Here is a 20,554-nt window from a genome sequence, read left to right as displayed (position 1 = left end):
CCCCACATTCCATTAAGCGTAGCTTTCGATCGACGGGCAGGCGCACACCAGGTTGCGATCGCCGAAGACGTTGTCGACGCGTCCGACCGGCGGCCAGTATTTGCCTTCGATCAGCGACGCGACCGGGTACACGGCCTGCTCGCGGCTGTACGGGTGGGTCCATTCGCCAACCAGTTCCGCTGCGGTGTGCGGGGCGTTTTTCAGTGGATTGTCTTCCTTGTCCAGCGTGCCGTTTTCCACTGCGCGGATTTCTTCGCGGATGCGGATCATCGCGTCACAGAAGCGATCGAGTTCTTCCTTGGATTCGCTTTCGGTCGGCTCGATCATCAACGTGCCAGCGACCGGGAACGACATGGTCGGCGCGTGGAAGCCGAAGTCGATCAGGCGCTTGGCGACGTCATCGACGCTGATGCCGCTGCTGTCTTTCAGCGGACGCAGGTCGAGGATGCATTCGTGCGCCACCAGACCATTGCTGCCCGAATACAGCACTGGGTAGTGCTCTTCGAGACGACGGGCGATGTAGTTGGCATTGAGGATCGCCAGTTGCGAAGCGCGCTTCAGACCGGCGCCACCCATCATGCGGATGTACATCCAGGTGATCGGCAGAATGCTCGCGCTGCCGAACGGTGCCGCGCAGACCGCGCCTTCCTTGCGTTCCATCTGGCCATGGCCCGGCAGGAACGGGGTCAGGTGCGATTTGACGCCAATCGGGCCGACGCCCGGGCCGCCACCGCCGTGCGGGATGCAGAAGGTTTTGTGCAGGTTCAGGTGCGAGACGTCGCCGCCGAACTTGCCCGGTGCGCAGAGACCGACCATGGCGTTCATGTTGGCGCCGTCGATGTACACCTGGCCGCCGTTGTCGTGAATGATCGCGCAGATTTCGCGGATGCCTTCTTCGAACACGCCGTGGGTCGACGGGTAGGTGATCATCAGTGCGGCGAGGTGTTCGCGGTGCTCGAGGGCTTTGGCGCGCAGGTCCTCAATGTCGACATTGCCACGGGCATCGCAAGCGGTGACCACGACGCGCATACCAGCCATTTGCGCGGTGGCAGGGTTGGTGCCGTGGGCCGACGACGGGATCAGGCAGATGTCGCGGCGTTCATCACCACGGCTCTGGTGGTAGGCGCGGATCGCCAGGAGACCTGCGTATTCACCTTGCGAACCGGCGTTCGGTTGCAGCGAGATCGAGTCGTAACCGGTGGCGGCGCAGAGCATCGCTTCCAGCTCATCGGTCAGTTGCTGGTAACCGGCGCTTTGTGCGGCCGGGGCGAACGGGTGCAGGGCACCGAATTCGGCCCAGGTCACCGGGATCATTTCGCTGGCGGCGTTGAGTTTCATGGTGCACGAGCCTAGCGGGATCATGGTGCGATCCAGTGCCAGGTCCTTGTCCGCCAGTTTGCGCAGGTAGCGCATCAGCTCGGTTTCCGAGTGATAACGGTTGAACACCGGGTGGCTGAGGATCGGCGACTGACGCAGCAGCGCAGCAGGGATGGTGCTCTGCACCGAGGCGGCCAGCGCAGCGAAGTCCGGCAGGGTCTTGCCGTCGGCGAATAGGCCCCACAGGGTTTCGATATCAGCCTGAGTGGTGGTTTCGTCGACCGACAGGCCCAGACGTTCGGCGTCGATGACGCGCAGGTTGATCTGCTGGGCGTGCGCCTTATCGTGCAGCGCGGCAGTGTGTGCGCCGGTGGCGACGGTCAGGGTGTCGAAGAAACTGATTTGCTCGACTTGCGCGCCCAGCGCGGTCAGGCCCTTGGCCAGGATTGCGGTCAGGTGATGCACGCGATTGGCGATCTGGGTCAGGCCTTTCGGGCCGTGATAAACGGCGTACATGCTGGCGATGTTGGCCAGCAGCACTTGGGCGGTGCAGATGTTCGACGTGGCCTTCTCGCGGCGGATGTGTTGCTCGCGGGTCTGCATCGCCAGACGCAGGGCCGGCTTGCCGAAACGGTCAACCGAGACACCGACCAGACGACCCGGCATGTCGCGCTTGAACGCATCTTTGGTGGAGAAGTAAGCAGCGTGCGGGCCACCGAAACCCAGCGGCACGCCGAAGCGTTGTGCCGAACCGATGGCGACGTCAGCGCCGAACTCGCCCGGAGCGGTCAGCAGCGTCAGGGCCAGCAGATCAGCGGCCACCGCCACCAGAGCGTTGGCGGCGTGGAAGCGCTCGGTCAGCTCGCGGTAGTCGAACACATCACCGTTGCTCGCCGGGTATTGCAGCAGCGCGCCGAAGAACGGCGTGACGTCAGTCAGTTCGCGCTCATCGCCCACGACCACCTCGATACCCAGCGGCTCGGCACGGGTTCGCAGCACGTCGAGGGTTTGCGGGTGGCTGTGGATCGAGGCGAAGAACTGGTGGCTGCCTTTGTTCTTGCTCAGGCGCTTGCAGAAGGTCATGGCTTCGGCAGCGGCGGTGGCTTCGTCGAGCAAGGAGGCGTTGGCGATCGGCAGGCCGGTGAGGTCGCTGATCATCGTCTGAAAATTCAGCAGTGCTTCGAGACGGCCTTGGGAAATTTCTGGCTGGTACGGAGTGTAAGCGGTGTACCAGGCCGGGTTTTCCAGCAGGTTGCGCAGGATCGGCGACGGCGTGTGGCAGTTGTAGTAGCCCTGGCCGATGTAAGTCTTGAACAACTGATTCTTGCCGGCGATGGATTTGATCATCGCCAGGGCATCGGCTTCGCTGAGGCCGTCGTCCATGCCGAGCACGCTGGTGCCCTTGATGCTTTCCGGGATGACGCTGGCGCTCAGCGCTTCGAGCGAGTCGAAGCCGAGGCTGTTGAGCATGGCTTGCTCGTCACCGGCGCGCGGTCCGATGTGACGGGCGATGAATTCGTTGGCGGTGCCGAGATTGATGGCGGTCATGGCTAATTCCTCAGGCTTCGGCTTGGGCTTTGATCAGACGGTCGTAGGCGTCCTGATCGAGCAGTTTGCCGACAGCGGCGGCATCGCTTGGCTGAAAGCGGAAGAACCAGCCATCGCCCAGCGGATCTTCGTTGACCAGCTCAGGAGCGTCTTGCAGTGCCGGGTTGACTTCCAGCACGTCGCCATCGAGCGGCATGTATACGCCGCTGGCGGCTTTTACCGATTCCACGGTGGCGGCTTCAGCGCCTTTTTCGTAAGCCTGCAGCTCAGGCAGTTGCACGAACACCACGTCGCCCAGGGCGTTCTGCGCGAATGCGGTGATGCCGACGGTGACACTGCCGTCGGCTTCGGTGCGCAGCCATTCGTGATCTTCAGTAAAACGCAACTCGCTCATGGAAACTCCTCAGGGGCCAGACTCGTCTGGCGGACGCGGTGGAAAGCTTGGGGCGGGGAAGCCCTTTATAGATGAGGAGGCGGGTAGCAAGAATGCGGCCAAGGTTGATTTATCTATATAAATCAATAGCTTGTAGTTTTTAGGTGGTTGTCGGCAGGTCGCACCTGTAGCGAAATCGCTACAGCTTGGGGCGGGAAGAAAAGCTTAACGGGATCAAAGCGTTGCGCAGCGCTGGTCACAGGCGGGTGTATCGATATCGTTCCGCTGTAGCGCTTTCGGTACAGGTGGAGGTCGTTTTTGGACGGATTTCGAATCCGCCATAAATCCTGTGGGAGCGAGCCTGCTCGCGAAGACGGTGTGTCAGGCGCCAGCCACTTTGCTGATAGACCGCTTTCGCGAGCAGGCTCGCTCCCACATGGGAATTTCCTGCAAAAGGGATGCGCGGTGAGTCAGGGTTTATTGGGAATGCCGTATTTGCGCAGGCGATGGGCGATGGCTGTGTGCGAGGTTTGCAAGCGGCTCGCCAACTGTCGGGTCGAGGGGTAGCTGACGTAGAGCTTTTCCAGCAGTTCTCTCTCGAACGATTCGACCGCTTGTTCGAGGCTGTCGACGTCGCTGTCGGCCTGACGCGCCATTGAAGTGCCGGCGATGTCGAGGTCGCCGATATCGACCAGGCTGCTCTCGCAAATCGCCGCCGCGCGGAAAATCACGTTCTGCAATTGCCGCACGTTGCCCGGCCAGCGATTGCCGAGCAGCGCCGGATAAGTCCCCGGCGCCAGACGACAGACCGGGCGCTGGATCTGCGCGCAGGCCTGCTGCATGAAGTAGCGCGCCAGCAGCAGAATGTCCTGACCGCGTTCACGCAGCGGCGGCACTTCGACGTTGAGCACGTTGAGGCGATAGAACAGGTCTTCGCGGAACAGGCCTTCGCTGACCATTTTTTCCAGATCGCGGTGAGTCGCGCTGAGGATGCGCACGTTGACCTTCACTTCCCGATCACCACCGACGCGGCGGAAGCTGCCGTCATTGAGAAAACGCAGGAGTTTGGCCTGCAAGTACGGCGACATCTCGCCGATTTCATCGAGAAATACCGTGCCCTGGTTGGCCAGTTCCATCAGCCCCGGTTTACCGCCACGCGCCGCGCCAGTGAAGGCGCCGGGGGCGTAGCCGAACAGTTCGCTCTCGGCGAGGTTTTCCGGCAGCGCTGCGCAATTCAACGCCAGAAAAGGAGCGCTGTGCCGCGCACTGATCGCGTGGCAGGCACGTGCCACCAGTTCTTTACCGGTGCCGGTTTCGCCCTGAATCAACAGCGGAGCATCAAGCGCCGCGACCCGTTGCGCACGGGCCTTGAGTGTGCGGATCGCCGGAGACTCGCCGAGCAGCGCGTCGAAGCCTTCGGCGTGGTCGTGATGCAGTGCCGAGAGTTGCTCGCCGATGCGGTTCGGTTGATACAGCGTCAGCAGCGCGCCGGCGTCGGTGATCGGCGTGGCGTCGAGCAGCAGGGTCTGGCCGTTGACGGTGATCTCGCGCAGCGGCAGGCGAAAGCCGTTTTCCAGCAGCGTGTCGAGCAGGCCGGGATCGTTGAACAGCGCCGAGACGCTTTCGCCGGCCGGTTCGCGACCGTACAACGCGATCAACGCCGGGTTGGCCAGCAGCACCTTGCCGGCGCTGTCGAGGGCCAGCACCGGGTCGGTCATGGCCGCGAGCAGAGCATCGAGCTGCAAGTGCCGGCGCTGGCCGGGGAGGATATCGACGACAGTCACCGCTACTACGCCGAGCACGCGAAACAGCGCATCCTTGAGTTCTTCGAGCACTTGCGGGCTAAGGGTAGGCGCGTCGATGTAGACGTTCGGCGGGATCATCTCCACGGCATCCAGATTGAGGTTGCGCCCACCGAGGATAGCCAGGACTTCCTGGGTGATGCCGACGCGGTCGATGAAGCTGACGTGGATACGCATGGGGCGGTTCAATGATCTGCAGAGCGGAGGGGGCAAGTATGCCTTGGGGCGGGCTAATGATGAAATCTGCGGCGACTTTCGTCACAACATAATGCCCTGTGGGAGCGGGCTTGCTCGCGAAGGCGGTGTGTCAGTCGATATTTTCGTTACTGATACACCGCCTTCGCGAGCAAGCCCGCTCCCACAGGAGGTTGTGGTGGATTCGGGTTATTCGAAATGCTCGGGATTGACCGGATCCCCCGAATGCATATTCAACTTCTGCCGAATGTCTTCAAACATAAGATCGTAATGCTTGTGCACCGAGCCGATCTGGCTGTGGGTCTTGGGTATGCCGTATTTCTCGGCGATCCGGGTCACGTCGCGGGCAAAGTTGTAGGCCTCTTCCTTGGGCAGGAAAAACACCTCCTTCACGTCCTTGCCTTGCATGCTGCCGTGCAGGGTGAACTGAATCCCTTTGCCTTTCTGCGGGTCGGTGAACACTTCATAGTCGAGGCAGACGTTGTAATTGACGTCATCGTCGGTCAACGCGTGCCGCTCGATATGCAGATGACCGGGTTCGAATTGGGCCATTGAGCTACTCCTTTCAAGGCATGGTCGCGGGGCAGGCATTGAGTCTGCCCCGGCGTTTTATTGTTATCGGTAGCTGATTCCCGGCTTCGCCGTGCTGACCCGCGTACCGGCGGTGCCCTGGACGATGGCTTCGATATCGGCCAGCGAACCGATCACCGCAACCTTGCCAGTATGGCGCGCGAATTCACAGGCTGCCTGCACCTTCGGCCCCATGGAGCCGGCGGCGAACCCGAGGCGCTCAAGTTCGTCCGGATGGGCTTCGGCGATGGCTTTCTGCGTCGGCTTGCCATAGTCGATGAACGCCGCGTTGACGTCAGTGGCGATCACCAGCAGGTCGGCTTCCAGTTGCTCGGCAAGCAGCGAGGAACACAGATCCTTGTCGATCACCGCCTCAATGCCTTTGAGATTGCGCTGCTCGTCATACATGGTCGGAATGCCGCCGCCACCGGCGCAGATGACGATGCTGCCTTTGTCCAGCAGCCATTTGATCGGGCGGATTTCGAAGATGCGTTTCGGCCGTGGACTGGCGACGACGCGGCGGAATTTGTCGCCATCGGCTGCAATCGCCCAGCCTTTTTCGGCGGCGAGTTTTTCCGCTTCGGCTTTCTCGTACACCGGGCCGATCGGCTTGGTCGGGTTCTTGAAGGCCGGGTCGTTGGCGTCGACTTCGACCTGGGTGAGCAGGGTGGCGAACGGCACTTCGAAGTCGAGCAGATTGCCCAGTTCCTGTTCGATGATGTAGCCGATCATGCCTTCGGTTTCAGCGCCGAGCACGTCCAGCGGGTAGGGGGTGACAGAGGTGTAGGCCGCCGCTTGCAGCGACAGCAGACCGACTTGCGGGCCATTGCCGTGGGCGATGACCAGTTGGTTGCCGGGATGGATCTTGGCGATTTGCTCGGTGGCGATGCGGATGTTGGCGCGCTGGTTGTCAGCGGTCATCGGCTCACCACGGCGGAGCAGGGCGTTACCGCCCAGGGCTACGACGATACGCATGGTGCATGTCCTTCTAGAAAACAGTGAGTTCGTGCAGGACGAATGCGATCCCTGTGGGAGCCGGGCTTGCCCGCGATGACGGTGTATCAGTCAGTGTTTATGTCGGCTGACACACCGCCATCGCTGGCAAGCCAGCTCCCACAGGGACCGGGTCGATCAGTTAGAGATCAGCCAGTGTCGAGACCAGAATCGCCTTGATCGTGTGCATGCGGTTTTCCGCTTGCTCGAAGGCGATGCAGGCGGGCGACTCGAACACGTCGTCGGTCACTTCGATGCCGTTTTTCAGGTGCGGATATTGTTCGGCGATCTGTTTGCCGACCTTGGTGTCGCTGTTGTGAAAGGCCGGCAGGCAGTGCATGAACTTGGTACGCGGGTTGCCGGTGGCTTTCATCAGCTCGGCGTTGACCTGGTACGGCAGCAGTTGCTGGATGCGCTCGGCCCAGGCTTCCACCGGTTCACCCATCGATACCCAGACGTCGGTGTGAATGAAATCGACGCCTTTGACCGCCGCTTTCGGGTCTTCAGTGAGGGTGATGCGCGCACCGCTTTCTTCGCCGTATTTCTTGCAGCGCTCGACCAGATCATCATGCGGCCACAAGGCTTTCGGCGCGCAGATGCGCACGTCCATGCCGAGCTTGGCGCCGATCAGTAGCAGCGAGTTGCCCATGTTGTTGCGCGCATCGCCCAGGTAGGCGTAGCTGATTTCGTGGATCGGCTTGTCGGCGTGTTCACGCATGGTCAACACGTCGGCGATCATCTGGGTCGGGTGATATTCATCGGTCAGGCCGTTGAACACCGGCACGCCGGCAAACTTGGCCAGCTCTTCGACGATTTCCTGTTTGAAGCCACGGTACTCGATGGCGTCGTACATGCGCCCCAGCACGCGGGCGGTGTCCTTCATGCTTTCCTTGTGGCCGATTTGCGACGAGTTCGGGTCGATGTAAGTGACGTTGGCGCCCTGGTCATAGGCCGCCACTTCGAAGGCACAACGGGTGCGGGTCGAGGTCTTTTCGAAGATCAGGGCGATGTTGTTGCCCTTCAGATGCTGTTGCTCGGTGCCGGTGTATTTCGCGCGTTTCAGATCGCGGGACAGGTCGAGCAGGTAACGCAGCTCACGTGGGGTGTGGTGTTCCAGGCTGAGCAGGTTACGGTTATGAATGTTAAACGCCATGATGATTCTCCTTGGATTCGGTAATCGGCCCGGCCGCTACGGGATGGGTGCGGCCAGGAGACGGTCGTTTAGTAATCGATCGGGTCGCGGATGATCGGGCAGGTCATGCAGTGGCCGCCGCCACGGCCGCGACCGAGTTCGCCGGCGCTGATGGTGATGACCTCCACGCCAGCCTTGCGCAGCAGGGTGTTGGTGTAGGTGTTGCGGTCGTAGCCGATGACCACCCCGGTTCCATCGCCACCACGTTATTGCCGTCGTCCCATTGCTCGCGTTCGGCGGCGAAGCTGTTGCCGCCGGTTTCCACTACGCGCAGTTTCGGCAGATTCAGCGCAGCGGCGACGGTGTCGAGGAAGCTGCCTTCTTCGCGGCGGATGTCGATGCCGCCCTGTTTACTTTCGTCAGGGCGCAGGGTGAAGGCAACGATCTGGTTGACCACTTCCGGGAAGATCGTCACCAGGTCGCGGTCGCAGAAGCTGAACACGGTGTCCAGGTGCATTGCCGCGCGGGATTTGGGCAGGCCGGCGACGATGACTTTTTCCACCGCTTTGTTGTTGAACAGGTTCAGCGCCAGTTGGCCGATAGCTTGACGCGATGAACGCTCGCCCATGCCGATCAGCACCACGCCATTGCCGATCGGCATGACGTCGCCGCCCTCAAGGGTGGAGTTGCCGTGATCCTTGTCCGGGTCGCCGTACCAGATCTCGAAGTCGGCGTTGGTGAATTGCGGATGGAATTTGTAGATGGCGGTGGTCAGCAGGGTTTCCTGACGGCGCGCCGGCCAGTACATCGGGTTCAGCGTTACGCCACCGTAGATCCAGCAGGTGGTGTCACGGGTGAACTGGGTGTTGGGCAGCGGCGGCAGGATGAAGCTGGAGTGGCCGAGGAAGTCGCGGAACATCTGGATGGTCTTGCCACCGAAGCTGTCCGGCAGATCATCGGCCGAGACGCCGCCGATCAGGAATTCGGCGATGTGCCGTGGCTCGAGGCTTTTCAGCCAGGATTTCACTTCGCTGATCAGGCCCAGGCCCACCGAGTCGGCCGTCACCTTGCGTTCGAGGATCCAGTCCAGCGCTTCGGGGATGGCGACGATGTCGGTCAGCAGATTGTGCATTTCCAGCACGTCGATGCCGCGTTCGCGCATCTTGGTGACGAAGTCGAAGTGATCGCGCTTGGCCTGCGCCACCCACAGCACGTCGTCGAACAGCAGTTCATCGCAGTTGTTCGGGGTCAGCCGCTGATGGGCCAGACCTGGGGAGCAAACCATGACTTTACGCAGTTTCCCGGCTTCGGAGTGGACGCCGTACTTCACTTTTTCCGTGGTCATTTCTGTGTTCCTCCAGATGACAATCAATCAGGGGTTACAGCGTCAGGAAGCCATCGTAGAGACCGTAGGCCGCCACCACGGCGCCCACGACCACTGCGGCGAAAATCAGCTTCTCGACGTTGGTGAAAACCGGTTGTTTGAGTTCCAGCTTGGCCTTGGCGAACAGGATCGCGCCGGGCGCATAGAGCAGGGCCGACAGCAGTAGGTACTTGACCCCGCCGGCATACAACAACCACACCGCATAGATCAGGGCGATACCGCCGATGATCAGATCCTTGCGCCGCTCGGCGGCAAAGCCTTCGTAGCTCTCGCCGCGCACCGCCAGCAGCAGGGCATAGGCCGCCGACCACAGGTACGGCACCAGAATCATCGAGGTGGCGAGGTAGATCAGTGACAGATAAGTGCTGGCCGAAAACAGGGTGATGATGAGGAAGATCTGCACCATGGCGTTGGTCAGCCACAGGGCGTTGACCGGCACATGGTTGGCGTTTTCCTTGCGCAGAAACTCCGGCATGGTGTGGTCTTTGGCAGCGGCGAACATGATCTCCGCACACAGCAGCACCCACGACAGCAGGGCGCCGAGCAGCGAGATGATCAGGCCGACGCTGATCAGCACCGCACCCCAGTGACCGACCACATGCTCAAGCACGGCGGCCATCGACGGGTTCTGCAGTTTCGCCAGTTCCGGCTGGGTCATGATGCCCAGCGACAGCACGTTCACCAGCACCAGAAACAGCAGCACGGTAATGAAACCGATCACGGTGGCCTTGCCGACGTCCGAGCGTTTCTCGGCGCGGGCGGAGAAGATGCTTGCGCCTTCGATGCCGATGAACACCCAGACGGTGACCAGCATCATGTTGCGCACCTGATTCATCACGCTGCCCAGATCGGGGTTTTTCACGCCCCAGATGTCAGCGGTGAAGATGTCCAGTCTGAACGCGAAGATCGCGATCAGCACGAACAGCAGCAGTGGCACGACCTTGGCGACGGTGGTCACCAGGTTGATGAACGCTGCTTCCTTGATCCCCGCAGCACGAGGAAATGCACGCCCCACAGCAACAACGATGCGCCGATCACCGCCGCCGGCGTATTGCCTTCGCCGAAGATCGGGAAGAAGTAACCGAGGGTGCTGAACAGCAGAACGAAGTAACCGACGTTGCCCAGCCAGGCGCTGATCCAGTAGCCCCAGGCCGAGGAGAATCCCATGTAGTCGCCGAATCCGGCCTTGGCGTAAGCGTAGACACCGCCATCCAGGTCAGGCTTGCGATTGGCGAGGGTCTGAAAGACGAAAGCGAGGGTGAGCATGCCGACTGCAGTGATGGCCCAGCCGATCAGCACGGCACCGACGTCGGCGCTGGCGGCCATGTTTTGTGGCAACGAAAATATCCCGCCGCCAATCATTGATCCGACTACCAGTGCAACCAGTGCACCGAGTCTTAGTTTTCCGGGCGCTTCAGACATTTGCATGACTCCATTGCAGGAAAGGAGAGCTCACAGCCTAGTACTGTTGTCTGTTCGAACAGCTGACTTGGATCAGTGCATGGTCACATTCCATTGTTAATGAATGACTTATCCACCCGTTGCGGGAATAAAGCTGCGGTCTGAAAGGCCCGTGCCAGAGCCGTTTCGCTAACGCAATTGGGAATAGCTATTAATGCTTTCGAACTATGACGCTAGTTGCTTTTCCGCGTTTGGCAAATGTCCGTCATCTGTTTTCAGCACAGAATTGAATTATCAGGATCAGCGCACAAAACTGACTTAACGTGCTACGCGTTATCGTTATCAGCTATATATAAGAGTGCGCAGCCGGGCATTACCTGATAAACGTCATCTACTCTTAGCTTTTTAGTCAGCTGTTGTTACAAATAAACAACAGCGGCTTTTTCAAGGAGATCTGCATGTCGCAACCGACGCAAAAGCTGCGCCTTGGTGCGTTGATCGCGCTGGTAGTGGGGTCGATGATCGGCGGGGAATTTTCTCCTTGCCGCAGAACATGGCGGCACGCGCCGATGCCGGGGCGATCCTGATCGGTTGGGGCATCACTGCAATAGGCATGCTGACCCTGGCGTTCGTCTTCCAGACCCTGGCTAATCGCAAACCGGAGCTGGACTCCGGCGTCTATGCCTATGCCAAGGCCGGGTTTGGCGATTACATGGGGTTCTCATCGGCCTGGGGTTACTGGATCAGTGCGTGGCTGGGCAACGTCGGCTATTTCGTCTTGCTGTTCAGCACACTCGGCTATTTCTTTCCGGTGTTCGGCCAGGGCAACACGCCAATCGCCATTGGCTGCGCCTCGGTGCTGTTGTGGGCGGTACATTTTCTGGTGATGCGCGGGATCAAGGAGGCGGCGCTGATCAACCAGTTGACCACCGTGGCCAAGGTGGTGCCGCTGATCATGTTCATCGTCATCGCTGCGGTGGCATTCAAGGCTGACATCTTTACACGTGACATCTGGGGCCGCAGCAATCCCAACTTCGGCGGGGTGATGGATCAGGTGCGCAACATGATGCTGGTCACCGTGTTCGTGTTCATCGGCATCGAAGGCGCCAGCGTCTACTCGGCCCGCGCGGAGAAACGCAGCGATGTCGGCCGCGCCACGGTGATCGGTTTTCTCGGCGTGCTGGCGCTGCTGGTGCTGGTCAACGTGCTGTCGCTGGGGATCATGAGCCAGCCGGAACTGGCCAATCTGCAAAACCCTTCCCTGGCGGCGGTGCTGGAGCACATCGTCGGACCATGGGGCGCGTTGCTGATCAGTGTCGGGCTGGCGATTTCCCTGCTCGGTGCATTGTTGTCCTGGGCCTTGCTCTGCGCGGAGATCCTCTTCGCCACGGCCAAGGACAAGACCATGCCGGCGTTCCTCAAGAAGGAAAATAACAATCACGTGCCGGTCAATGCGTTGTGGTTGACCAACGCGATGATTCAGATTTTCCTGCTGATCACGCTGTTCTCGGCGGGCACGTATACCAGCCTGATTTACCTGGCCTCGTCGATGATTCTGGTGCCGTATTTGTGGTCGGCGGCCTACGCGGTGCTGCTCAGCGGGCGCGGCGAAACCTATGAACACGCGTCGGCCGAGCGCACCAAGGATCTGCTGATCGGCGGCATCGCACTGGTTTACGCGGTGTGGCTGTTGTATGCCGGCGGAGTGAAATATCTGCTGCTGTCGGCGCTGTTGTATGCCCCTGGGGTGATTCTGTTTGCCAAGGCCAAGCGTGAACAGGGCCAGCCGGTGTTTACCACGGTGGAGAAAGGGATTTTTGCCTGCGTGGTGATTGGCGCGGGGCTGGCGGCTTATGGGTTGTATAGCGGGGTGTTGTCGTTGTGATCGGAATGTTGCTTTGGCAGGGCCGGCCTCTTCGCGAGCAAGCTCGCTCCCACATGGGTTTTGTGCACGACACAGCACCCTGTGGGAGCGAGCTTGCTCGCGAAGGCGGCCTTAAAATCACCACTGCGCCCGATGCGAACCCAGATCAGTTGCCGGCCAATCCCACCGCACCGCCACCCCGTTGATCTGCACCGGCACGCGCAACCTCCGCGCCGGCCCCCACGCGGTCTGTTCAATTGCCGAATCCTGATCCTGCACGTCTTCGGTCCGCAGCGGATCAAGTATCCCCGGCCCATGCTCGACCAACAGCTTCGCCGTACGCGCCAGCGACAACCGCGCCGAACCCCCGCGACCGTTGGCCAGACGCTTCGTCAGCAATCTGATCGCACTCGCCGCCAGCAGATACCCGGTGGCATGATCGAGCGCCTGCACCGGCAGCGGCGTCGGTTTATCGCTGTGCTTCCAATGCTGTCCGGCCTCGGCGATGCCGCTGCTCATCTGCACCAGGCTGTCGAAACCCCGGCGGTTCTGCCAGGGGCCGCTCCAGCCGTAGGCATTGAGGCAGACGTCGATCAGCCCCGGTGCCAGTTGCCTTCGACGTTCAATACCAAACCCCAGATGTTCCAGCGCATCGGCGCGATAGCCATGCAGGAGAATGTCAGCGTCCTGCAGCAAACCTTCGAACACTGCGCGATCCGCTGGCACTTGCAGATCCAGCCGCGCGCAGCGTTTGCCCACGGTCATTTCAGGAACCACGCCGGGTTCGTTCCAGCTCGGCGGATCGATGCGCAGCACGTTGGCGCCCAGCCCGGCGAGAAAGCGGCTGGCGGTGGGACCAGCGAGGACACGGGTCAGGTCGAGCACCTTGATCCCGGCCAGAGGCCGTGCGATCGAGCCTTGCCATGCAGTGCGGTTCTCGTCCGTCCGCTCAATGAACTGCACCAGCGCTTCGGCATTTACCGCCAGCCCTTGCGGATGCTGCTGCCATTGCGCCCAACTGCGCATTTCGGCGGCGCAACCCTTGGCCTCGACCACCGCCTGTTCAAGATCGGTGCTGCCCCACTGCGCAACTTTCGCCGCCATCGCCGCGCGGTCGGCGCAGACCCCCAGCACGCGTTCGGCGGCGGCGCGGTGGTGCGGGGCGTTGGTGTGCAGACGGATCCAGCCATCCCGGGTCGCATAGTCCCCGGCGATCGCGTCCCATAAGGGCGGCACTTGCCAGCCGATCGGGCGCAGCGAGGTGGAGAACCAGAACGAGGCCAGACGTCGGTCGACTGCAACCGCAGGCAAGTGCCCGGTTTGCTGGTGAAGCAATTCGCTGAGCGCTTGCCCGGCAACGGCGATGCTGGCGCAGGCCAGATCGGTGACGGCGAACGCCGAGGGCAACGCGCCGTCACCGTGGAAGGGGATCGGCGTGCGCGGCAGGCCGAGTGCGGTTTGGATGGACGTGAGCAGATCAGTCATCGAAGGCCCTCCGGAACGAGAGGGGATGATAGTGCAAAAGAATCGCGGTTTAGATGAAACCACAGGGTGAACACTTACCCTGTGGAGCTGGCTTGCCAGCGATAGCGGTGTGTCAGCCACAGAATGGTCAACTGACCTGCCGCCATCGCTGGCAAGCCAGCTCCCACAGGGATTTTTGTTGTTCCCGCTCTTGCGGCTAGACGCGGAACTGATCCATCAATTTCATCTGCTGGCTCGCCAGGCTGTTGAGCTGGCTGCTGATCGCTGCCGATTCCGTGGCCTGTTCGGTCAGGGTTTCGGTCACGGTGCGAATTGCCGAGACGTTGCGGTTGACCTCTTCGGCCACGGCGCTTTGCTCTTCGGCGGCGCTGGCGATCTGCAGGTTCATGTCGCTGATCACCGTCACCGCGTCGCTGATCTTGCCCAGTGCATCAACGGCCTGACGAATCTGCCCGGCGTTGTTGTGCGCCTGGGTCTGGCTCGAGTGCATGGTCGCGACCACGCCACGGGTGCCGGTCTGGATGCGCTCGATGACGATGCGGATTTCTTCCACTGAATCCTGCGTGCGCTTGGCGAGGTTGCGCACTTCATCGGCGACCACGGCAAAACCGCGACCGCTTTCGCCGGCGCGGGCGGCTTCGATGGCGGCGTTGAGAGCCAGCAGGTTGGTCTGTTCGGCGATGCTGCGGATCACTTCCAGCACTGAACCGATCTGCTCGCTGTTGACCGCCAGCGCTTCGACTTCGGTCACCGCTTTGCTGACTTCATCGGCCAGCTGATTGATGTCGCGGGTGCTGCGCTCGATGATCGCCATGCCGTCCTTCGCCGACTGGTCGGCACCCTTGGCCGCATTGGCGGCGTTCGAGGCGCTGTTGGCGACGTCGTGGGCGGTGGCGCTCATTTCGTTGGACGCGGTGGCGACCTGATCGATTTCGCGGAACTGCACCTGCATGCCTTCACTGGTCTGGCGGGCAATTTCCGAAGACTGGTCAGCCGTGCCGCGCGCTTCGGTGATGCTTTGTTTGATCTGCGCGATGGTCGGCTGCAGCTTGTCGAGGAAGCGGTTGAACCAGTTCACCAGTTCGCCCAGTTCGTCTTTCTTGCTGTAGTTCAGGCGCTGGGTCAGATCGCCTTCGCCGCTGGCGATGTTCTTCAGCATGTCGGCGACGCTGTTGATCGGACGGGTGACGCCGGAAGCGGTGAGCCAGATCAGCAGCAGGCCGACCAGACCGGCCACGCCCGCCACCAGCAGGGCAGTGATCACGCCGGTTTGTTGTGCGTCATCCAGTACTGCTTGCAGCTTTACCGAATCGGCCAGCAGCACATGCTCGGGCAGGTCAATGACCACGCCCCAGGCGCGCGAGTTGCCGATCGGATCAACCGGGTAAACCGCGCGAATCAGGTCGCCCTGTTCGAGGATTTTCGCCGTACCGCTGCCGACCAGTTGCAATACATCTTGGCCGTCAGCGCCGAGGGCGTCGTTGATTTTTTTGCCGACCCGCGTTGCGTCAGCGCTGTCGGCCGCGAGCACGCCGCTGCCGGAAACGATCAGCATGTGCCCGGCGTTGTTGAACAGGCTGCGCTGCGAGTCGACGGCGGCGGCTTGCAGGGCGTCGAGCGCGATGTCGACACCGACCACACCGATCGCTTTGCCGTCGACCATCACGGGCACGGAAATGGTCGTCATGAGCATTTCCTTGCCACCGACGGTGTCGGCATACGGGTCGAGCAGGCAGGTGCGCTTGTTGTCGCGAGGGCAGGTGTACCAACTGTTGTACGGCGTGCCGCTGACGCTGAGAGTGGTTTTGGTCAGGTCATCTTCGACCATGATCGTATTCAGCGCAGCGCCGGCGGCACGGCTCCAGTACGAGGCGAAGCGCCCGGCTTCGTTGGACTGCCGCGCGGCATCGTTGGCGAATTCGCTGTCCTTGCCGTCGAGGCCGTTGGGTTCGAAAGCCAGCCAGATGCCCAGCACTTTGTCGTTGCGCTCGAAGGCGGTTTTCAGGTTCTGGTTCAACTCTTCACGCACGGCGCCAGCTTCGAGCGAACGCTTGGCCGCCATCGTCCGCAGATCCTTGATCTGGTCGGCGAGGGAGGTGACCACCAGCAGGCTTTCACCAAAGGTTTTCTGCACCCGCACTGCCTGCTCGGCAGCCTTGGCCTGCAGCAGGTTCTGCACGCTGGCGGTGAGCAATTGGTTGCTGGATTGACTGACCAACTCGTCGTTCTGGTTGGTCTGGTAGATGTTCATGCTGACAATCAGCGCCACCACTCCGAGCAGGCACAGGCCGGAGAGCAGGACGATTTTCAGGCGAATGGACAGAGCGTCGAACATGGGGCGGTCTCGCGAATGGAAAGAAACAGGTGGCTGGGCCTGAGGCCCGTTTTGCCAAATCCATTCAGCGCCATTCAATCCTCATCGGCGTTAAGCGAGACGGCATGAGGCGCTTGCCGACGGACGGTCGCCGCTAAACGTTTGCGCAGGGGAAAGTGCTGAAAAGGCGTTAATTACAGGAATGTTTCGCGACCGTGACGGGCGTTTCCGGGCGCGACCAGATCCACAGATTGCCCAGGCCCATGCCGGCAATCGCCAGGTAGATCGGCCAGCCGTGATCGAGCATGACCAGCATCAAAGTGGCGCACAGCAGCATGCTGACGGTGGCGCTGAGTTTGGCCTTGCGCGCGATGATCCTGCCGTTGCGCCAGTTACTGAGGAGCGGCCCGAACAGCCGGTGATTTTCCAGCCATGCGCTCAAGCGCGGCGAACTGCGGGTCGCGGCCCATGCGGCAAGGAGGATGAACTCGGTGGTCGGCAGACCGGGCACGACGATGGCGATCAGGCCAATGCCGAGGCTGATATAGGCCAGCAGGCCGAACAGCAGACGGGCGAGTTTTGATGGGGCGGGTGCGGGCATGGGCTCGAAGTGGCAGTGAAGCGAGTCGGGGATTCTACAGACTTACTCAGTCCTCTGTGGGAGCTGGCTTGCCAGCGATAGCGGTCGATCAGTGACTACAAAGTTGACTGACATACCGCCATCGCTGGCAAGCCAGCTCCCACAGGATTCTCTGCTGTGTCGAGGATCAGGCAGGTTCGACTTCAGTCGCATAAGCCCGTTCCAGCAGCACGGTAAAGCGGTTGAACGCATCCAGTGCACCTTGCTCAACTTCCGCCTCTTCCGCTGCCGTGAACGGCAACGCATCGAGGGTGCGCACAAAGCTTTTCCAGCCCTCGGCACGGCCACCTTGCGGTTCAGCCAAATGCCGGGCACCAAAGGTTTCGCTCAGATCGAGCGCCACCGCACGCTTGATCAAAAACGCCGCGCCGAGCTTCGAACCCTCCGACACGAAGATCCAGCCCAGCGCCCGTGCCTTGCTCGGATTTTTCAGCGCGCCGGCCACCGGCGCCGGGACTTCGGTGTCGAGGTCGGCGAGGTCAGCCTTGGCCGCTTCGGCGCGGCAACGGGCCGGCAGATCCGGGACGATCGCGGTCAGTTCGGCATCGTTGTACAGCTCGACCAGTTCCGCCTGGAACAGGTATTGCGCAACGACGAAACGGGCGAAGCTGGCGCGGGTTTCGAAGGGTGCGTGGGCTTTGACCAGCGCATCGAGTTTGCTGTGCGGCTCGTGGGTGATCTGGTTCAAGCGTTGCGAACGCAGGGCTTTTTCCGGGGCAGTCATGGGGTGTCCTTGATAAATGAGGCGCTTGATAACAAGACGTACGGGCGGGCGGCGGATAGTAAAAACCTCACTGCGCAGCGATAACACGCGCAGTGAGGCCGGGCGGGTCAGATGTCCCAGATCAGGTTGATCGCGAAGTTGCGTCCCGGTTGGGTCAGCCGGTCGAGGTTGGCCGGTTGCGTCACCGAGGCTTCGCCAACGCTGTCGTAACCGCGCACGTCATCCCATAGCCAGTATTTCTTGTCGGTCAGGTTGTAGACTCCGCCGCTGACGGTGACGTCGTCGGTCACCTTGTAATAGCCGGCCAGATCGAGAATGCCGAAGCCCGGGGTTTTGAACTGACTGCTGACGCCGTCCGGCGACTTGAAGTTGCTGTCGTCGACGCGGTCCTTTTTCTTCACCACCGTCCAGCTCAGCAGGCCGCCATAGTTGTCCTGGTCGTAACCGAGGCCGAATACGCCGGTGAGTGGGTTGACGCTGTTGATCGGTTCGCCGTTGTCGTTGTTGCGACCGTAGGCGTAGGCGATCGAACCCTGGGTATACAGACCTTGCGGCGCACCGAACGCATCCAGGTTCAAGCGTCCTTTGACCTCCGCGCCCTTGATCGTGGCGCGCTTGATATTGTTGCTCTGGAAGGTCAACTGATCGTCGCCCGGCTTGACCGCGTCCTCGTTGATGAAGTCGCGGTACTTGTTATAGAACACCGCGACGTCGAACGAGCCCTGCTCGAAATTGCCGCGCAGGCCGGTTTCGAAACCTTTGCTTTTTCCGGCTCAAGGTCGGAGTTGGGCGCGACGGTGTAGCCGCTGGTGTTGTTCTCGAAACGCCCGTACAGCGCTTTCGCCGTCGGGGTGCGGAAGCCTTCGGCATATTGCCCGTACCAGGTGTAGTGTTCCGTCAGCGCATAGGTCAGGCCGAATTTCGGCGAGACTTTGTGCCAGGTCTTGTTCTTGTCGCTGACCGTGCCCTGGCCGTCGGCGTTCACGGTGTTGAGGAATTCCTCGGTAATGTGCGGCTTGAGCTGGGTGTAGTCGTAGCGCAGGCCCGGCAGGAAGGTCCAGTCGTTCCAGCTGATCTGATCCTGAGCGAACAGGCTGGAGGTGTTGATGGTCGGATCGGGGAAATCGCTGGCCTTGGCCAGCACGTCCGCCGCACTGGTCGCGCCAATCGCCGTGCAGCCGCGACCGACCGCCAGGCATGTGCCGTCGCCGCTGCGTGAACCGGTGACCTTCTGTTGCTTGATCGTGGTGCCGTAGGTCAGCAGATGATCGGTGTCACCGATGGCGAAGGCCTTGTCCAGTTGCGCGTCGAATACCCACTGTTTTTCTTCGTAGATCGTGTCGCGGGTACGCAGCACCTTACGAGTGATCGGGTAGTAGAACTCTTCGGTGCTTTGGTCGGTCTTGGCGATCTGGTGATTGAGGCTCCACTTGACGTTATCGGCCAGCAGGCTGTCGAGGGCGAACGAATGTTCGATGCCGAAACGCTCGCGGGTGATGGTGTCGTTGCCGGTGCGCCACTGGTACATGCCGCCGGGCAGGATGCTGCTCGGAATGGTCGGCGCGCCGTTGAAATACGGGCCGCCGTAGGCACTTTTCTGGTCGGTGTCGCGATCGTCCTTGTACTTTTCGTAGGTCAGGCCCAGGCGCGAATCGTCGTTGTAGTTCCAGCCGAGCTTGGCCAGGACGTTGGTCGCGCGCACGTCTTCCGGGTTGGCGGCGGTGCGCGCAAGGCCGGTGCCATTGTTGCCGCCGAAGGACTCGGTTTCGTGTCCGTCGCGCTGGCTGTAATGCAGCAAGCCGTCGAACTCACCGCTGCGGCCGGCGACGGTGGCGGATTTCAGCCAACTGTCATCAGCGGAGCTGTAACCGCTTTTCAGGCGCGCGCCGACGTCCTTGCCCGGTTTGATGATGTCGTCGGCGTCCAGCGTGTAGTAACTGACCGCGCCACCAATGGCGTTGCTGCCGTACAGCACCGAGGCCGGGCCACGGAGGATTTCCACGCGTTTGACGATTTCCGGGTCGACGTAGTTGCGCTGGCTCTTGGCGTAGGGGCCGTTGAAGAAACCGTTAGGAATCTCCACGCCATCGACCTGGGTCAAGATGCGGTCGCCGTCGATACCGCGAATGTTGTAGCCACTGATGCCGCCACGCTGCCCGGCGCCGCCAACGGAAACGCCCGGCTCGTAGCGCACCAGATCCTTGATGGTGTTGACGTTGTTGCGGTCAAGCGCTTGGCGATCGTGCACGCTGACCGTCGAGGGCACGCTGTTGACTGACTGTTCCTGGCGAGTGGCGCTGATGGTCACCTGATCCAGATTGAGCGTGCCGCTGCTGTTGCGTTTTTCCAGCACGACATTGTTGTTGCTCAGCTTGCGAAAGCTCAGGTTGGTCCCCACCAACAGGCGCTCGAGGGCTTTCTCCGGCGGCAGCGAACCGCGCACTCCCGGCGACGAAACGTTCTGCCCCAACTCGGCCGGCAAACCGACCTGCCAACCGGTCACGGCGGTAAAGGCATTGAGTGCCGAAACCAGCGGTTGCTGGTTGATGGCGAACGAGTAATCGCCCATGTTGCGCGCCGGTTGCTCGGTGGCCGCCAGCAGCGGTGCGGTGCCAGCCATGAGGATGGCCGCCGTCAGCAGCGAGAGGACGCGGGAAGGGGAAGCAGTCTGGCGGGTAAGGCGTGAGGACATCGATAGCGCTCCGTGTCGCACGAATCTTTATAGGTGCTGATTGGCATGGTCAGATGCGAATCAATTGCATTGGCTATAACGAGACGTACTGCCGTTGGCTATCGAGTAAAAATAATTCTC

General features: G+C 61.2%; 10 protein-coding genes and 4 pseudogenes. 1 reads left to right on the top strand and 13 read right to left on the bottom strand.

Annotated features, from left to right (window positions below):
* Positions 1 to 12: 12 nt before the first annotated feature.
* The 8 genes and pseudogenes from gcvP to arcD (LJU32_25480) form a co-directional block, all read right to left on the bottom strand.
* Positions 13 to 2,865 carry an aminomethyl-transferring glycine dehydrogenase gene (gene gcvP, locus LJU32_25515; protein ID WKV88672.1) on the bottom strand — a complete coding sequence of 951 codons (2,853 nt, stop codon included), beginning with the start codon at positions 2,863 to 2,865 and terminating at the stop codon, positions 13 to 15.
* Positions 2,866 to 2,875: 10 nt separating this feature from the next.
* Entirely contained in the window at positions 2,876 to 3,259 is a 384-nt protein-coding gene (gene gcvH / locus LJU32_25510) for a glycine cleavage system protein GcvH (GenBank protein ID WKV88671.1), read from the bottom strand.
* Positions 3,260 to 3,708: 449 nt separating this feature from the next.
* Positions 3,709 to 5,217 (bottom strand): sigma-54-dependent transcriptional regulator, encoded by a 1,509-nt coding sequence (locus LJU32_25505; protein WKV88670.1) that lies wholly within the window; start codon positions 5,215 to 5,217, stop codon positions 3,709 to 3,711.
* A 207-nt stretch (positions 5,218 to 5,424) separates the two neighbouring features.
* A complete protein-coding gene (locus LJU32_25500) occupies positions 5,425 to 5,787 on the bottom strand; it encodes a DUF5064 family protein (GenBank protein WKV88669.1) in 363 nt (120 codons plus the stop codon).
* A 63-nt stretch (positions 5,788 to 5,850) separates the two neighbouring features.
* Entirely contained in the window at positions 5,851 to 6,780 is a 930-nt protein-coding gene (arcC, locus tag LJU32_25495; GenBank protein WKV88668.1) for a carbamate kinase, read from the bottom strand.
* A gap of 160 nt (positions 6,781 to 6,940) precedes the next feature.
* Entirely contained in the window at positions 6,941 to 7,951 is a 1,011-nt protein-coding gene (locus LJU32_25490; GenBank protein WKV88667.1) for an ornithine carbamoyltransferase, read from the bottom strand.
* A 68-nt stretch (positions 7,952 to 8,019) separates the two neighbouring features.
* Positions 8,020 to 9,275 (bottom strand): annotated as a pseudogene (gene arcA, locus LJU32_25485) (arginine deiminase).
* A gap of 34 nt (positions 9,276 to 9,309) precedes the next feature.
* A pseudogene (gene arcD, locus LJU32_25480) lies at positions 9,310 to 10,736 on the bottom strand (arginine-ornithine antiporter).
* 437 nt (positions 10,737 to 11,173) lie between these two features.
* On the opposite strand from arcD (LJU32_25480), the pseudogene arcD (LJU32_25475) reads away from it, so the two are divergent.
* Positions 11,174 to 12,600 (top strand): annotated as a pseudogene (arcD, locus tag LJU32_25475) (arginine-ornithine antiporter).
* 117 nt (positions 12,601 to 12,717) lie between these two features.
* On the opposite strand, the gene LJU32_25470 reads toward arcD (LJU32_25475), so the two are convergent.
* From LJU32_25470 to LJU32_25450, 5 genes and pseudogenes are all read right to left on the bottom strand, one after another.
* On the bottom strand, positions 12,718 to 14,064 hold the full coding sequence (locus tag LJU32_25470) for a CoA transferase (GenBank protein ID WKV88666.1): 1,347 nt from the start codon (positions 14,062 to 14,064) through the stop codon (positions 12,718 to 12,720).
* 196 nt (positions 14,065 to 14,260) lie between these two features.
* Entirely contained in the window at positions 14,261 to 16,399 is a 2,139-nt protein-coding gene (locus tag LJU32_25465; GenBank protein ID WKV88665.1) for a methyl-accepting chemotaxis protein, read from the bottom strand.
* Between the two features lie 169 nt (positions 16,400 to 16,568).
* Complete coding sequence (locus LJU32_25460; GenBank protein ID WKV88664.1) at positions 16,569 to 16,979, bottom strand: YbaN family protein; 411 nt, start codon at positions 16,977 to 16,979, stop codon at positions 16,569 to 16,571.
* Positions 16,980 to 17,145: 166 nt separating this feature from the next.
* Positions 17,146 to 17,742 (bottom strand): biliverdin-producing heme oxygenase, encoded by a 597-nt coding sequence (locus LJU32_25455; GenBank protein WKV88663.1) that lies wholly within the window; start codon positions 17,740 to 17,742, stop codon positions 17,146 to 17,148.
* A 107-nt stretch (positions 17,743 to 17,849) separates the two neighbouring features.
* Positions 17,850 to 20,434, bottom strand: a pseudogene (locus LJU32_25450) (TonB-dependent hemoglobin/transferrin/lactoferrin family receptor).
* Between the last annotated feature and the right edge of the window lie 120 nt (positions 20,435 to 20,554).

It is taken from the genome of Pseudomonas sp. B21_DOA, from assembly GCA_030544685.1.
GTDB lineage: Bacteria > Pseudomonadota > Gammaproteobacteria > Pseudomonadales > Pseudomonadaceae > Aquipseudomonas > Aquipseudomonas fluorescens_AO.
This window is presented reverse-complemented; position numbering and strand designations above follow the sequence as displayed.

Coding starts and splice junctions, on each gene's coding strand:
- gcvP (WKV88672.1), bottom strand. CDS start 2,865: ATGACCGCCATCAATCTCGGCACCGCCAACGAATTCATCGCCCGTCAC.
- gcvH (WKV88671.1), bottom strand. CDS start 3,259: ATGAGCGAGTTGCGTTTTACTGAAGATCACGAATGGCTGCGCACCGAA.
- LJU32_25505 (WKV88670.1), bottom strand. CDS start 5,217: ATGCGTATCCACGTCAGCTTCATCGACCGCGTCGGCATCACCCAGGAA.
- LJU32_25500 (WKV88669.1), bottom strand. CDS start 5,787: ATGGCCCAATTCGAACCCGGTCATCTGCATATCGAGCGGCACGCGTTG.
- arcC (WKV88668.1), bottom strand. CDS start 6,780: ATGCGTATCGTCGTAGCCCTGGGCGGTAACGCCCTGCTCCGCCGTGGT.
- LJU32_25490 (WKV88667.1), bottom strand. CDS start 7,951: ATGGCGTTTAACATTCATAACCGTAACCTGCTCAGCCTGGAACACCAC.
- LJU32_25470 (WKV88666.1), bottom strand. CDS start 14,064: ATGACTGATCTGCTCACGTCCATCCAAACCGCACTCGGCCTGCCGCGC.
- LJU32_25465 (WKV88665.1), bottom strand. CDS start 16,399: ATGTTCGACGCTCTGTCCATTCGCCTGAAAATCGTCCTGCTCTCCGGC.
- LJU32_25460 (WKV88664.1), bottom strand. CDS start 16,979: ATGCCCGCACCCGCCCCATCAAAACTCGCCCGTCTGCTGTTCGGCCTG.
- LJU32_25455 (WKV88663.1), bottom strand. CDS start 17,742: ATGACTGCCCCGGAAAAAGCCCTGCGTTCGCAACGCTTGAACCAGATC.